This window comes from Roseibium sp. (assembly GCF_965232425.1).
Lineage (GTDB): Bacteria > Pseudomonadota > Alphaproteobacteria > Rhizobiales > Stappiaceae > Roseibium.
In genome coordinates, this window is record NZ_OZ246971.1 from 4849465 (window position 1) to 4863435 (window position 13971).

At 61.0% G+C, this 13971-nt stretch carries 14 protein-coding genes; 4 read left to right on the top strand and 10 right to left on the bottom strand.

The window, feature by feature from the left end:
* Positions 1-189 precede the first annotated feature (189 nt).
* Positions 190-513: a DUF1476 domain-containing protein gene (locus ACO08A_RS22035; protein WP_306145998.1), complete on the top strand. Its 324-nt coding sequence runs from the start codon at positions 190-192 to the stop codon at positions 511-513.
* A 223-nt stretch (positions 514-736) separates the two neighbouring features.
* Here ACO08A_RS22035 and ACO08A_RS22040 read toward each other — a convergent pair whose 3' ends face one another.
* On the bottom strand, positions 737-1150 hold the full coding sequence (locus tag ACO08A_RS22040; protein WP_422038066.1) for a hypothetical protein: 414 nt from the start codon (positions 1148-1150) through the stop codon (positions 737-739).
* Between the two features lie 176 nt (positions 1151-1326).
* Here ACO08A_RS22040 and ACO08A_RS22045 point away from each other — a divergent pair, with 176 nt between their 5' ends.
* Positions 1327-2136, top strand: a complete 810-nt coding sequence (locus tag ACO08A_RS22045) for an HpcH/HpaI aldolase family protein (protein ID WP_422038067.1) — start codon at positions 1327-1329, stop codon at positions 2134-2136.
* A 40-nt stretch (positions 2137-2176) separates the two neighbouring features.
* Here ACO08A_RS22045 and ACO08A_RS22050 read toward each other — a convergent pair whose 3' ends face one another.
* The 3 genes from ACO08A_RS22050 to purB form a co-directional block, all read right to left on the bottom strand.
* Positions 2177-2731 (bottom strand): RBBP9/YdeN family alpha/beta hydrolase, encoded by a 555-nt coding sequence (locus tag ACO08A_RS22050; protein ID WP_422038068.1) that lies wholly within the window; start codon positions 2729-2731, stop codon positions 2177-2179.
* Positions 2732-2756: 25 nt separating this feature from the next.
* Positions 2757-3506, bottom strand: coding sequence for a metallophosphoesterase family protein (locus ACO08A_RS22055; RefSeq protein WP_422038069.1), 750 nt, complete (start codon positions 3504-3506; stop codon positions 2757-2759).
* 147 nt (positions 3507-3653) lie between these two features.
* Positions 3654-4982 carry an adenylosuccinate lyase gene (purB, locus tag ACO08A_RS22060; RefSeq protein WP_422038070.1) on the bottom strand — a complete coding sequence of 443 codons (1329 nt, stop codon included), beginning with the start codon at positions 4980-4982 and terminating at the stop codon, positions 3654-3656.
* 167 nt (positions 4983-5149) lie between these two features.
* Here purB and ACO08A_RS22065 point away from each other — a divergent pair, with 167 nt between their 5' ends.
* The gene (locus tag ACO08A_RS22065) at positions 5150-5632 is read left to right on the top strand and encodes an NUDIX hydrolase (RefSeq protein WP_422038071.1); all 483 of its coding nucleotides are present in this window, start codon (positions 5150-5152) and stop codon (positions 5630-5632) included.
* A 24-nt stretch (positions 5633-5656) separates the two neighbouring features.
* On the opposite strand, the gene ACO08A_RS22070 is transcribed toward ACO08A_RS22065, so the two are convergent.
* From ACO08A_RS22070 to ACO08A_RS22095, 6 genes are all read right to left on the bottom strand, one after another.
* Complete coding sequence (locus tag ACO08A_RS22070) at positions 5657-7012, bottom strand: MFS transporter (protein WP_422041794.1); 1356 nt, start codon at positions 7010-7012, stop codon at positions 5657-5659.
* A gap of 18 nt (positions 7013-7030) precedes the next feature.
* A complete protein-coding gene (locus ACO08A_RS22075) occupies positions 7031-8641 on the bottom strand; it encodes an APC family permease (protein WP_422038072.1) in 1611 nt (536 codons plus the stop codon).
* Positions 8642-8812: 171 nt separating this feature from the next.
* Complete coding sequence (locus ACO08A_RS22080) at positions 8813-9568, bottom strand: FkbM family methyltransferase (protein ID WP_422038073.1); 756 nt, start codon at positions 9566-9568, stop codon at positions 8813-8815.
* A gap of 219 nt (positions 9569-9787) precedes the next feature.
* Positions 9788-10456 carry a ribulose-phosphate 3-epimerase gene (gene rpe / locus ACO08A_RS22085; RefSeq protein WP_422038075.1) on the bottom strand — a complete coding sequence of 223 codons (669 nt, stop codon included), beginning with the start codon at positions 10454-10456 and terminating at the stop codon, positions 9788-9790.
* Positions 10457-10675: 219 nt separating this feature from the next.
* On the bottom strand, positions 10676-11446 hold the full coding sequence (locus ACO08A_RS22090; RefSeq protein ID WP_422038077.1) for a DUF2259 domain-containing protein: 771 nt from the start codon (positions 11444-11446) through the stop codon (positions 10676-10678).
* A gap of 59 nt (positions 11447-11505) precedes the next feature.
* The gene (locus ACO08A_RS22095) at positions 11506-12480 is read right to left on the bottom strand and encodes a sodium:proton symporter (protein WP_422038078.1); all 975 of its coding nucleotides are present in this window, start codon (positions 12478-12480) and stop codon (positions 11506-11508) included.
* A gap of 112 nt (positions 12481-12592) precedes the next feature.
* Between ACO08A_RS22095 and ACO08A_RS22100 the strand changes: the two genes are divergently transcribed.
* Positions 12593-13870: an NAD(P)/FAD-dependent oxidoreductase gene (locus ACO08A_RS22100; protein WP_422038080.1), complete on the top strand. Its 1278-nt coding sequence runs from the start codon at positions 12593-12595 to the stop codon at positions 13868-13870.
* Positions 13871-13971 lie beyond the last annotated feature (101 nt).

Genomic DNA, 13971 nt, shown 5'->3' on the forward strand with positions numbered 1-13971 from the left:
AGCGCGACGAAAGTACAATCTTATGTTTTTCCGGCGAGCCGATGCACAGGGGAAATCGCGGCTTTATTCCGCTTTTGGCGCATGTGCGTATCTATCGCGTTGATTTGATGGCCCCGCGGGGATATGCAAGAGGCCAGTCAAACCCCATATGGGGTGCAGTGCATGAACGCAGTTCAGGAGACGAAGAGTATGAGCACTTTCGACAAGCGCGAACAGGGATTTGAAAACAAATTCGCGCATGACGAGGAGCTGCGGTTCAAAGCAACCGCGCGCCGCAACAAGCTTTTGGGCATCTGGGCCGCCGGACTGCTGGGCTATGAAGGCGAAAAGGCCGAGGAATATGCCAAGGAAGTCGTTCGCGCGGACTTCGAGGAGCCGGGCGACGAGGACGTGTTCCGCAAAATCCGCGCGGACTTCGATGCCAACAACATCGACCAGTCCGACCATCAGATCCGCCGCAACATGGACGAGCTGATGTCCACGGCCATCGAACAGCTGCAAAACGAAGGCTGATCCGGGACTGAGTATCCCGTATACGATTGCGAAGTGCCCGCCGGAAACGGCGGGCGTTTTTGTTTCAGTGCTTGTTGCAGCAACCGTTCGTCCCGCAGCGATGCCAAAATAAATGCGCGGCGTCTCAGACGGATGCGCGGGCACATCATTCCCATGCGGTGCCACCCTCGTCGGGTGCTCCGATAAAAAAGGCTTCGGGCGTATCTGGTCGCGGAACCGAAAATCAGGTCCAGGCGATGGCCGTTCCCACGAGGACAAGTCCCATGCCGGTCAGTTCACGAACCGAGTAGTTTTCACCGAAGTACAAATGGGTCATCGCACCGATGAAAATCACTTCGGCCCCGAGAATACCGACATAGATCAGGCCCAGTCGTTCCTGCCTCAGGGCAAACACTTCAAAAGCGCCTGCCGTCAGGAGTGCGGCTCCAATGATCAGCACCAGACCGATGCTTGGAAATTCCGCCAGGGACTTCATTGCGACCATTGCCACGCTGTAAAAAAACGCCGAAATCAGCGCGAGCATTGCAACAGAATTGAACATTTTTTCTAAACAAATAATTTTTGAAATTACGTTAGGTAAGGTAGGGAGCCTGCCGGGTTCGGTCAAGGGATAAAGGCGCACGGATCCGTTTTTCATGGCCCGGCCCGTGGACAACAAGCCCTTCCGGAAGCCACGACATTTTCCGCATTTCGATATGAGCGCAGGGCAAGGACGGTGTGAAGGGCAGGCCTTAGAGACGATTTTGTTCCGGACTGGGCTTGCGGCCCGGGTCCGTGCGCGTTTTGATCGCGGCAAAGAATGGGAGTTGAGCCGTGACTGAAAAAACGTTTCTTGCCGACAAACTGCGTTCCGGAAAACCGGTCGTGACCAGCTGGTGTTTCCTGCGTTCCGCGATGATCCCGGAAATTCTGGCGCGGGCAGGCTACGACGCCGTGACGATCGACATGCAGCACGGCATGTACGACTTCGATGCCACCGTGGACGCCTTCACGCATATCGCACTGGGCGGCGCCCACCGGATCGCGCGCATTCCTGTCGGCGATAACGCGCTTGCCGGACGGCTGATCGACATGGGCGCGGAATGCATCATCGCACCGATGATCAATTCCAGGGCGGATGCGGAGAACTTCGCGCGTTCGCTGAAATACCCGCCGCTCGGTGACCGAAGCTGGTCGCCGCGGCGTGCGGTCATGCTCTCGGGCCAGTCGAACGATGAGTATCTGAAGGCGTCCAATTCCCAGACGATCGGACTTGCGATGGTCGAGACGCAGGAGGCCATCGATGCCCTGGACGACATCCTGTCGGTGCCGGAGCTGGACGGCATCTTTGTCGGTCCCAGCGATCTTTCCCTGTCGCTTTCGAACGGGGCCGCGCTTGATCCCAACGGGGCGGCGACGGCGGAGGCGTGCGCGAAAATCGCCGAAAAAGCACTGGCGGCGGGCAAGCTTGCCGGGATCTTCTGCCTGAGCGGTGAAAAGGTGGAAGAGGCCGTATCCATGGGCTACCAGCTGATCTCCCACGGCATCGACACGCTCTTCGTCGACGGCGCGGCACGCGGAGCCCTGGGTGAGGTCAGCTGGCTGAAAGACAGGGTGGCCGGGAAACCGGGGGCCGGCTACTGACCGGACCGCGTCTGTTTCGCTCCGGCCGGAATGGCCCGGTTCAGCCGAGCCGCTTCATGAAGTGGGCGAAGGACATCATGCCTTCCGGCCAGGGGCCGTGGCCGCTTTCCACGTTGATGTGTCCGGCTTCGCCGGCATCCTGGAACGTCGCGCCCCAGGCCCCGGCGAGGTCCTCGGCGCGCTGATAGTCGCAATAAGGATCGTTCCGGCTCGCGACGAGATGCGCGGGAAAGGGCAGGGGATCGCGGGGGATCGGCGTGAAGTCGCCGCCGTCGAACTCCTCGACAAGGCCGTCCCTGTCCCAGTCGGACGGGGCGACGAGATAGGCACCCCTGACCTTGTCCTTCAGGACATGGGCGCCGTGAGCGACCAGAATGCAGCCCAGCGAATGGGCGACCAGAACAACCGGCCGTTCGGCGGCGTCGACCTCACGCACCAGCGTGTCGAGCCAGTCCTTCTTCGTCGGGGCGTGAAGTTCGGCCTGTTTGACGACTCGGGCCGTCGCCATCTTGTCGCGCCAGCGCAGGATCCAGTGACCGGGCAGGGTCTTGCCGTAACCCGGTATGAGCAGGATGTCCGTCTCTGATATTTTCATCGCCAAGTTCCGGTGTTCGTTCCTGTCAGGAAAGCGGGCCGTAAAAGCCGTGTTTCAGCGCGCGAGCCCAGCCCGGCCGGCCGTTCCGGTCCGCCTCCAGGCTGGCCGCGTCCCAGTCATAGCTGAGGATTCGTTCCTGAAAATTCCAGTCCTTGCCCGACCTTGTCATCACGGCGTAGCGCGCATGCGGACTGCCGACCTCCATCTTGTGCCGGTGTGGATGATCATCCTCATAGGAGGGAAGACCGACGCTGCCGGGGTTCAGGATCGTCTGGCCCGTCGCGCTCAGATGAATCACGCGGGGGATGTGGGTATGACCGCAGCAGATGACGGGCGCCGATTCGGACCTGATGTCCGCAAGCAGCGTTTCTTCGTCCGGGAGATGGCCCTTGGGACCGTCAACTTTCTCGGTCAGGTACCTGTTGTCATCGTCCGGTGTGCCGTGACACAGGAACACATCGTCGCTCACGCGGATCGTCGCCCTGGTGGTTCTCAGCCAGTCCATGCTCTCATCGCTCAGGCGTTCGGCAGAAAATGCGTCCGTCGGTCCCATTTTCTCGATCGGGTCTTCGATCAGAAACCGGTCGTGATTGCCGCGCACCGTGGGCCAGTCCGTCTCGCGCAGGATCGCCGCCGTTTCTTCGGGCCACAGCGGTCCGGAGACGCAGTCACCGAGGTTGACGATCAGGTCCGGGCTTGCGTTCTTCAGGTCTTCAAGGACAGCTTCCAGGGCAAGGAGATTGCCGTGAATGTCGGAAATTACCGCGATCTTCATGAACAGCTCCGGCGCAGGGACATCAGTATTCAGGCCATTTTCACAATGCCGCCCCGGTCCTGAGCCGGGGTCTCCTTTCAAGCACCGTTAGAGGTCCCGGATCAAGTCCGGGAGGGCAACAGTAACGCAGCCGGTCAAAATGGCGGCTCAGTCTTCCCCGAAAACACGCTTGAAGATCACGTCGACATTCTTGGTGTGGTAGCCGAGGTCGAAGCGGTCGCGAATTTCGTCTTCGGACAGGTAGTTGCGCACGTCGGCATCGTTCAGCAACTCGGTCAGAAAATCGACTGATGCCGCGCCCGCGACCTGGTAGCTATCCCACACCTTCATCGCATTGCGCTGAACAAGGCGGTAGGCGTCCTCGCGCGAGGAGCCGGCCTGCGTCAGGGCCAGCAGGATGCGCTGGGAATGCACCAGTCCGCCCAGGCGGTCCATGTTGCCGATCATGCGCTCCGGATAGACCATCAGCTTGTCGATGACGCCGGTCAGCCGGGCGAGGGCGAAGTCGAGCGTTACCGTCGCGTCGGGGCCGATCATGCGTTCCACGGACGAATGCGAGATATCGCGTTCGTGCCAGAGCGCGACGTTTTCCATGGCCGGAATGGCATAACCGCGCACCAGCCGGGCAAGACCGGTCAGGTTTTCCGTCAGCACCGGATTGCGCTTGTGCGGCATGGCCGAGGAGCCTTTCTGTCCCTTGGAGAAAAACTCTTCCGCCTCGAGCACTTCCGTGCGCTGAAGGTGTCTGACTTCCGTCGCGACGCGCTCGATGGAAGAGGCGATGACGCCGAGCGTCGCAAAGTACATGGCATGCCGGTCGCGCGGGATCACCTGGGTCGAGACCGGCTCGGCCGTGAGGCCCATCGCCTTAGCGACGTGTTCCTCGACACGCGGGTCGATGTTGGCGAAAGTGCCGACGGCGCCGGAAATCGCGCAGGTCGCCACTTCCTCGCGGGCTGCGAGCAGCCGGGTCTTGCAACGGTCGAATTCCGCGTAGGCCTCGGCCATTTTCAGGCCGAATGTGACCGGCTCGGCGTGAATTCCGTGGGAGCGGCCGATACAGACCGTGTCCTTGTGCTCCATTGCCCGGCGCTTGAGCGCGTCGAGCAGGGCGTCGAGGTCGGCAAGCAAAAGGTCGGTGGCCTTGACCAGCTGGACGTTGAAACAGGTGTCCAGAACATCGGAAGACGTCATGCCCTGGTGAACGAAGCGGGCGTCCGGACCGACGATTTCCGCCAGATGCGTCAGAAACGCGATGACATCGTGCTTGGTTTCGCGTTCGATCTCGTCGATGCGATCGATGTCGAACGTCGCCTTGCCGCCTTTTTCCCAAATTGTCGCTGCGGCTTCCTTCGGGATGACACCGAGTTCGGCCAGCGCATCGCAGGCATGGGCTTCAATCTCGAACCAGATGCGAAATTTCGATTCCGGAGACCAGATGGACACCATGTCGGGACGGGAGTAGCGCGGGATCATCGCGGACAGAACCTCTTCATGCGGGGAAAACCTGGCTGCGGCATAGCAGAGGGCGGCGCGCCCTTCAATGCGCTGATACGGATTTTGCTTGCGGGCGGCATCAAGGCGGTGAACTTTACGGGCGTCGCCTCGCGATTCGTCTTAGCCGAAGGACCAAGGAGAACCGCATGCCGATCTGGCGTCCCGCAAACACAATCACGGTCAAGGCGCTTGCCCTGATCTGGCAGGATGACGCGCTGCTCCTGTCCGACGTCTACGATGACAGCGGCCGCGCAACGGGAATGCGGCCGCTCGGGGGAACCGTTGAATTCGGCGAGCCCTGGCGCGATGCCCTGCAACGGGGGTTCCTGGAAGAGCTGGGCGCACAGATCACGCTGCTCGACTCCCATTTCGTGATCGAGAACCTGTTCGAGCATCATGGTGTGCCCGGACACGAGATCGTTTTTCTGTGCCATGCCCATTTCACTGACAGCCGGTTCTACCGGCAGGACAGCCTGGTCTTTGAAGAGAGCGACGAAACCGACGGCATGGCGAAGTGGGTTTCTCTCGCCGAAATGGACGCCAAGGGGCTTGAGCTTTACCCGACGGGTCTCCGGGAACGGATTTCGGGTTCGGACATGAAAACCGGGCGAATGTCCCGGCTAAGCTGAAACACGGTCTGCCGCCGCGGCCGGTCAGCTCCGTTCGATGGTTCGCAGCGCGACGGGAACTGCGAGCAGCATCGTCACGCCGATGACGGCAAACAGCACGGCATAGCTTTGTGTTTCCGCGTGAAGCGCGCTCATGGCGGCGAGCCCCATGCTTCCGCCCAGCATCTGCAGGGTCAGATTGATGCCGCTTGCCTGCCCGTGCTTTTCCTGGGGAACGGAGTTCATCTGCACGCGGCGAACCGGAATGGCGATGCTCGGCATCGATGCGCCCCACAGTAGCAGGGGGATGAGCGTCAGCAGATAGTTTTCCCGGATCGATGCAAGTGCCAGGAGGAGGATGGCCATGCCGTGCACGACGGCACCCATGAGGAAGACGCGGCGCGATCCCAGCTTGTCCGTCAGTTTTCCGATCACGATAGACGTGCCGAGCGTGGGCAGAATAGCCAGGGAAACGGCGGCGCCCGACAGGATCGGTGATGTGCCGACCGTCGACTGCAGGAACTGTGCGACAAACACGAAGAGGGCGATTTTCTCGAACTGAAAGATCGCGAAAATGATGACGCCGCCCCTGAATTCGGGGATCTTGAGCAGGTCCAGATCCAGGATCGGCGCCGGATGCGTGCCCTCCCAGTAGCGGAACACGGTCACCAGAGCGCATCCGAACAGAAACAGGCTGATCGTCAACGGGGAGAACCAGCCCCAGTCGGGTCCCTGCATGACGCTTATGACCAGCGCAAGCAGCGCCAGGATCAGGAAGACGGGTCCGGATCTGTCGACGCCGGCGGCAGTGAGGGTCGGGCCGGTCTTTTTTGCCTCGTAGTCCGCAGACCAGACGAGCCACAGCAGTACCCCGATTGCAAAGACAAACGGAATGCCGATCCAGAAGATCATGCGCCAGGAAACGACCTCCGTCAGAAAGCCGCCGATCAGGGGACCGGACGCCATGAAAATGGCACCGACCGTTGTCTGATAGCCGAACGCGACACCGCGCTCTTCCGGCTTGAACGCAGTGGTGAGAATTGCGATCGAGGTGGGGAAGATGATTGCGGCCGCAATGCCCTGCAATGCACGCGCGGCAATGAGCATCGTGCCGTCGACCGCCACCGCTGCCAAAAGGGACGCGAGCGAAAACAGGGCGGCCCCCACGGTGAAGTAGCTGCGCCTGCTGAAATGGTCTCCGAGACGGCCTGCCAGGGCCACGGCGCAGGTGAAGCTCAACAGGTAGGCATTGACCACCCAATGGGTGGCGGAGACCGACAGGCCGAGTTCATCGGCTATGGAGGGCAGGGAGACAGTGACAACGGTTTCGTCCAGAACGATCAGTCCGAGCACGCCGCTCATCGCCGCGAGCAACCACCACTTTCTGTGTTCTGCAAACATGCTGCTCAAGGCCGGATCCTAGAACCTGAAGTCGGGTTTTTCCGCCGGAGCGTCTTCCGGCACATCATATTCTTCGATTTCATCCAGGAATTCCTCCGCCAGGTATCGCTTGAATTTCGTCCTGTCGAGGCTGAGGCGGATGGCGAAGACATAGACGAACGCGGCCAGCAGAGCGATGGCGAGCATGTCCGGACCGAGCGGGATCACATTCGCGCCGTTGCCGAACGAGCCGAGATAGGAAAGCAGCATGATGCCGGCGAGATAGGGTGCCAGCCACGACGCCTCGCGCCAGTCGAGACTGTCAAATCCCCCTTGCGAATTGCGCACCAGCAGGAGCACAAATCCGATTGCCAGACAGATGCCGAGGTGGCTCAGCGTGTCCCAGCCGCTCCAGTAGATGATCAGGCTGGCAACGATAAAGGCAAGGCAGCCGGTAAAAGGGGCCGCGGGCAGTTGAAAGGCTCTCGGCGTGTCGGGGAGAAGCCGGCGGAATGCCAGAACGGCGATCGGGCCGACGACGAAGGACAGCACGATCGAAGATGTGTTGAGCGCAATCACTTCCTTGAAGGGGAGCAGAAAGAAGAAAATCGCCGAAACCAGGAAATTCACCAGCAAGGCGAACAACGGCACGCCGCGACGCGACAATTGCTCCATGAATTTCGGAAACAGGCCGTTTTGGGCCATAGCTAGGCCCAGGCGCGCGTTCGATCCGACCGAGACCAGACCGGACGCAAAGCTGGAAATGCGCGCGCTGGTGTCCAGAAGACTGACGATCCACAGCGCACCGACCGCCGTTGCAAGTGCGGCCATCGGTCCGAGCTGGCCGGAAAAGTGAAGCGCGTGCCAGCCGTTTTCCAGGTCCTTGCCGCTCAGCGCGCCCAGGAAGGCAATCTGCAGAGCGCCGAGGATAAACAGGCAGATCACCAGGCTCAGCACGAGTGCGAGTGGGACATTGACCTTCGGGTTGCGCGCTTCCCCCGCCATTTCGATGACATGCCGGAAGCCGAGGAGAGCGAAGATCACGCCGCCGCTCGAGATGGCCGAGAGGATCCCCTTCAGGCCTTCGGGCGCGAACCCACCATAGCTGCTGAAGTTCTCCAGGCGAAATGCCGACGCGATGACGACGGCGGCAAGAAGCGACGGGACAATGATCTTGATCCACGTGAGAGCCGTGTTGATGCGCGCGAAGAACTTGACGCCAAAGGCATTCAGCACCGTGAAGACCATCAGCAGCACGCAGGCGACGCCGAGACCGGCCGGCGTGAGCTGCCCGTCCGGCGCATAGAGCCAGGGTGCGTTGCTTGCCGAGTAGCGCAGCACCGCTTCGACTTCGATTGTCGCTGCGGTGTTGTATCCGACCCAGGCCGTCCAGCCCATCGCCATGGATACGACGGACCCGTGCGAAAAATGCGGAACGCGGCCGATGCCACCGGGAACGGGCAGGATCGCCGAAATTTCGGCAAAGGTCGCGGCCAGCAACAGCATGGCAACGCCGCCGATCAGCCAGGCAAGCAGCGCCGAGGGACCGGCCGCCTGTGCGGCGAGGAGCGGCGCGAACAGCCAGCCGGAGCCGAGAATGCCGCTGATTGCGACAAAGGTCAGGCCCAAGAGCCCGATGCTGCGTTGCATGTGCGCCAAGATGTTCCCCCGCAAACGTCGGCATGTGCCGGGAGCTTAGCCGAGGGAAGGTCAAAACGGGAAGCCGGGATTTGGTTTTCCCGTGTTGGAAGATCGCCGAAACGGATGCGACTGCGGCGTGAACCGGCAGGCAGTCTTCAAGGTGCCGGGGGCGGGCCTGCTTCAGGTCGCAAGAACGAGCGCCGCTTTTCCGGTGCTGGACAGATCCACCTGTTCGCGCCGGACCGTCGTGGAGAAGACATTTCTGATATCGCGCCTGAAAACCTCGAAACGCGTGTAACCGAGCTCCTGCAGATAAGACAGCAGGTCAGTGCCGTTGCGGTCGCTCAGCACCTCGCACAAGAGCGGCGGCCTGTGTTCGCTGAGCGTTTTTTCACCGCCCCTGATGACGCTGGTCTCGTGACCTTCGACGTCGATCTTGATGAGCCGGATCTTGCCGGCGTCGATGCCGTTGGACGCAACGAATGCGTCCATCGTCGTGCATGCGATATCGGTCCGGTCCACGGGGATCTCGTGATGTGTCTCGTCAAGGGTCGCCCATCCGAGGTTGCCGTTCCGGGGCACGAAAATCGGAACCTCTCCCTCCGTGTCCGATAGCGCCTCGTTGATCGCCGTGGCATTGCCGGCACCGGCAAGCGCCAGATTGGCCTTGAGCACCTCGAAAGTCACCGGATTGGGTTCGAAGGCAAAGACCTTGCCGAAATAGTCGCGCAGCAGAATCGAATAGACGCCAATGTTGCCGCCGACATCGAGAAAGACGCCGTCTTCGTCAATGGGCGTCTCGTCAAGATAATCCTGGACACCATCAAGCTGGGTCTGTTCGAAACTTCCGGTGCTGAACAGGCGCATGCCGATGACATCGTTCATGGGGACGCAAATATGGGTGAACCCCTTCCGGCGGTTCGCCCTGTTGCGCATCGCCTCTGCCACTGCGTAAAGACCACGGTCAATCAGAAGGCTGGATAAACTTCTAGTACGCAACATCTTGTCTTACACCCTGACGGAGCTTTAGTTCCTCTAGGGTAGCAAAGCTGTCGTATCGGCATTTCCAAACCCTTAAGGCGCTCTGCGTGACGGCAGGAGCGGTCATTCAGGGTGAAGAAAAGTCTAAGCGTTGCAGTCCGCGTCGGCGCAGCCTCAGGCTGCAGCAGCGGTGCGGATGGCAGCGATGTTCTGCGTGTAGGTGTCGATGGTCCCACCCTTGAAAACGGCGGAGCCGGCAACCAGCACGTTCGCACCCGCATCGGCAACAAGAGGGGCCGTCTCAGGGGTCACGCCGCCGTCGATTTCAAGATCGATCGGGCGGTCACCGATCATGGCCTTGATACGGCGGGTCTTTTCCACCTGGGAATGAATGAACTTCTGTCCACCGAAACCCGGGTTGACGGTCATGACCAGGATCAGGTCGAGACGGTCCAGCACATATTCCAGCACGCTTTCCGGTGTCGACGGATTGAGGGAAACGCCCGCCTTCTTGCCGAGATCGCGGATCGCCTGAAGCGTCCGATCCAGATGCCTGGTCGCCTCTGCGTGGACGGTGATGATGTCGGACCCGGCCTTTGCGAAGGCCTCAAGGTAAGGGTCGACCGGTTCGATCATCAGATGCGTGTCGAAGACCTTGTCCGAATGGGGGCGCAGTTTCGCGATGACATCGGGGCCGAAGGTGATATTCGGCACGAAATGCCCGTCCATGACATCCAGATGGATCCAGTCTGCGCCTGCCGTAACGACATCACGGACCTCCTGGCCGAGCCTGGAAAAATCGGAGGCAAGGATCGAAGGTGCAATTTTGATGTCACGTGGCATGGCAAGGCTCCCGCTGTGTCCGAAGGTCCGTCCCCTGGAGGCTGGACCGACAGATGTGAGTGGGCGGCTATCACGGCGGGTTGTCCGTTTCAATTTCTTTTTCGCCCGGACACGGCCGGCGGGGCGATAGCGGGCAGACGCGAGAGCCCCGGTAACACGTCACGTTTCTTCAACGTTTTCCGGTGCATCCCCTGAACGACCGCCAGATTGGCGCCGCGTTCAGAACCGTCCGGTTATCGCCAGATATCTTCGGTCAGGCCCTTCGAAGCCGAGGTTTTCCATCTGAACGAAGATTGCGAAAACCGCCGGTCCCTTTTCCGGGTAGAAGGTGAAAACTCGCTCGATTCGATAGGCAAAAGGGCAGCGGCGGCTCTTGGGCACACTGGTGTCGTTGTTCAGGGTCCGGGTCACGCCGTTTGCAACCATCGTCAACTGAAACCCCTTCGTTTCAACACCGTACCCGGCGCACTCCGCGTTCTGCAGAGGGTATTCGTTCAAGGTCAGGTCGATCGAGGTCTCTCCCGACAAAAGCGGCAGCCGCGGCGCAACGCGCATGTGATAGGGGTTCGAGTCGAGTTCCGTCACCGGGTTGAAGGCAACCGTCTTTCCCATCCCGAAGATGGATGTCTTGTCGAGAAGCGCATGCGCGGCTTTCTGGTTCAAGGTTCGGGTTTCGGCCAGCGCGTCTTCCGGTTCATAGCCGTTTTCCTCGTCGACCTCATCCACGCGGCGGAAGGGGGAGGGCTTCACCCAGCTGTCGGTCCGAACATCGAGAACGAAGATTTCCGAATAGGGAAAGCCGGAGCCATCCTGCCAGCCGTATTGTTCGAAGGCGAAAAAATCACCATGGCTGGAAAAGCCGTAGATCTCCAGTTCTGCCGTGTCGCCGGCACTGGCGGATGACGTCGCCGGCCCGATGAGTGCGAGCACCGGCAGCAGGCAGAGGGCCGCCCGATAGAGAGGCCTCGGGAGGCGGAATCCGTTTGGCATGGGTGTGTCCTTCGAAATGCGCATGTCTCGGACCATCCTAACCATGTCCGAGAGCCGATTCAGGTCCGCTGCGTCACAGAATCCACGTTTAGCCGGCAGAAAACCCGGACGAAGGGCTTGAGGAACATCGGCAGCAGATAGATCGGGAACTGGCCGACCGCGAACCAGAGCCAGGTGAATTCCGGCAGGGTTCCGCCGAAAGCGGCGACCATCAGCCCCATGTTGCGGGTCCCGCAGGTATGCGCGATGGCATAGGCATCTTCCCGCGTCGCAGGCGCGAACAGGACAAGCGACAGGCAGATCTGCGTGAGCGCCAGGCCGAAGGTGAAGGCGGTGATGGCAAGCGTGAAGAGCGGACGCGACAGGAAACTTGCGGCCACCCCGTCCATGGCCGCGATCGCGAAGATGAGCAGCACGATCACGTTCAGTCCGCTGATGTGATCGCCGCTGCGGGCAAGGCGTTCCTTGCCAAGAACCCGCCGCAGGATCATGGCGATCACAAATGCCCCGGCAAGCAGGATCGACAGCTTCATTGCCAGGCCGCCGACGCTGAGGGGCAGGGCATCGCCAAGCATGAGGCCACCGACGAAGGGAACCGTCAGCGGCGTGACGATCATGGCGGCGACCGAAAGGGCAAGGCTGAGCGTCCCGTCGAGACCGAGCAGGTAGATGAACGCGGGTGCCGCCAGGACCGGCGGGGCTGCCGTGGAAATGAACAGTGCGAGCGCGACGTCCGGACCCAATTGTGAAAGTCCTGTGTGGGTCAGCAGCAGATAGGTGAGGAGCGGAGCCCCCAGCATCATCCAGACGAGGGCGGCAATCAGGAGAGCGGGCCGCTTCAGGCGCGTCCTGATGGCGGTCTGGTCAACCCGCAGGAATGCCAGCGTCAGCAGACCGAAAACTGCAAACTCGAGATAGGGCCGCAGATACGCCGACAAGGCAGGCAGGGCCAGTCCGATGAAGATGCTCACCGCAAGTGCGGTCGTTCCATGACGGCCGGTAAAGGCCAATCCTGCCCCGAGCATTCGAATCATCTAAAGTCGTCTCCTGAAACCGCGAGGTGAGGCGGTCACCTTGCGCTACTTAACCGAACGGGGGCGCCGACACCAGTCGGAACGGCGTGCCTGTCATGCTTCAGGTAGGTGTATGACAAACAGGGCAGGTCAGCCACATGTCTGTGATGTCGTGGTGCTCGGCGCGGGTATTGTCGGCGTCTGCACCGCCATCCACTTGAGGCGTCAGGGACTGGACGTCGCTCTGGTCGACCGGGCGCATCCGGGCGAGGAAGCGTCGTTCGGCAATGCGGGCATTGTTCAGTGCAACGGCTTTACGCCGCACGCCATTCCGACCAATCCCGTCCAGCTGCTGAAAATCGCCTTCGGCATGTCCAGCGCCGTCTCGCTCAATCTGAAAAAGACCGTCGAGCTGTTGCCCTGGCTGCGTCAGTATCATGCGTCCTGCAGCCCGCGCGGCATCGAAGCCTATTCCAGGGCGATCGCGCCCCTGAGAGCGCTTGCCGCGGAGGATCATCTCGATCTCGCCCGTTCAACCATCGCCGACCGGTTCTACAGAAAGGGCGGCTGGCTCTATCTTTATCGCAGCGATGCTTCGTACCGTCACGGCGAGGTTGAACGCCGGTACGCCAGAGTGTTCGGCGTTGCCTACGACGAACTGCAATCAGAAGAAACGCGTGTGCTCGAGCCCGGTCTGAAATCCACGCATGTCAGGGCCGTTCACTGGCTTGAAAGTTGCTCCGTGTCCAATCCGGGTGCGGTCGTCGATACATTCTGGCGTGCCTACATCCAGGAAGGCGGCGCCTATTTTCGCGGCAATGCCATGAAACTTGAGCGCCGGCATGGCGACTGGGTTCTTGAGAGCGAGCGGGGAACCATTCTTGCCGGCAACGCGGTGATTGCCCTGGGGGCCTGGTCCAATGATCTCCTGACGAAATTCGGTGAACCGTTTCCGCTGGTTGCCAAACGCGGATACCACATGCATTTCCAGCCGCAGACCGGTGCGTCGCTGTCGCGGCCCGTGGTGGACGTGGACAATGGCTTCGCGCTCACACCGACGGACAAGGGCATCCGTCTGACAACGGGCGTGGAACTTACCGACCGGGATGCGCCTCCCAACCCGAACATCATCAAGCTGGCGAAACGGCGTGCCTCGGAGCTTCTGCCGCTCGGGCGCGCGCTCCAGGAGGAGCCCTGGCTGGGGTCAAGGCCTTGCCTGCCGGATTCCCTGCCCGTGTGTGGCCCGTCGCGCCGGACACCCGGGCTCTGGCTGAATTTCGGTCATGGCCATGACGGCTTCACGCTGGGGCCGGTCACCGGCCGGCTCTTGGCCGAGCAGATTGCGGGACGGCAGACGGGCTTCGACCTCAGCGCCTTTTCGGCGGCAAGATTCGCTGACAAAGCCGGATGAGGATCACTGCTGTCCGGTTTAATTCGGTCATGATCTGTTGAGGCGATCCCCGGTCAATGGACTTGTCATTCCGGCTGAAGCGTAGCGGAATGCCGGAACCC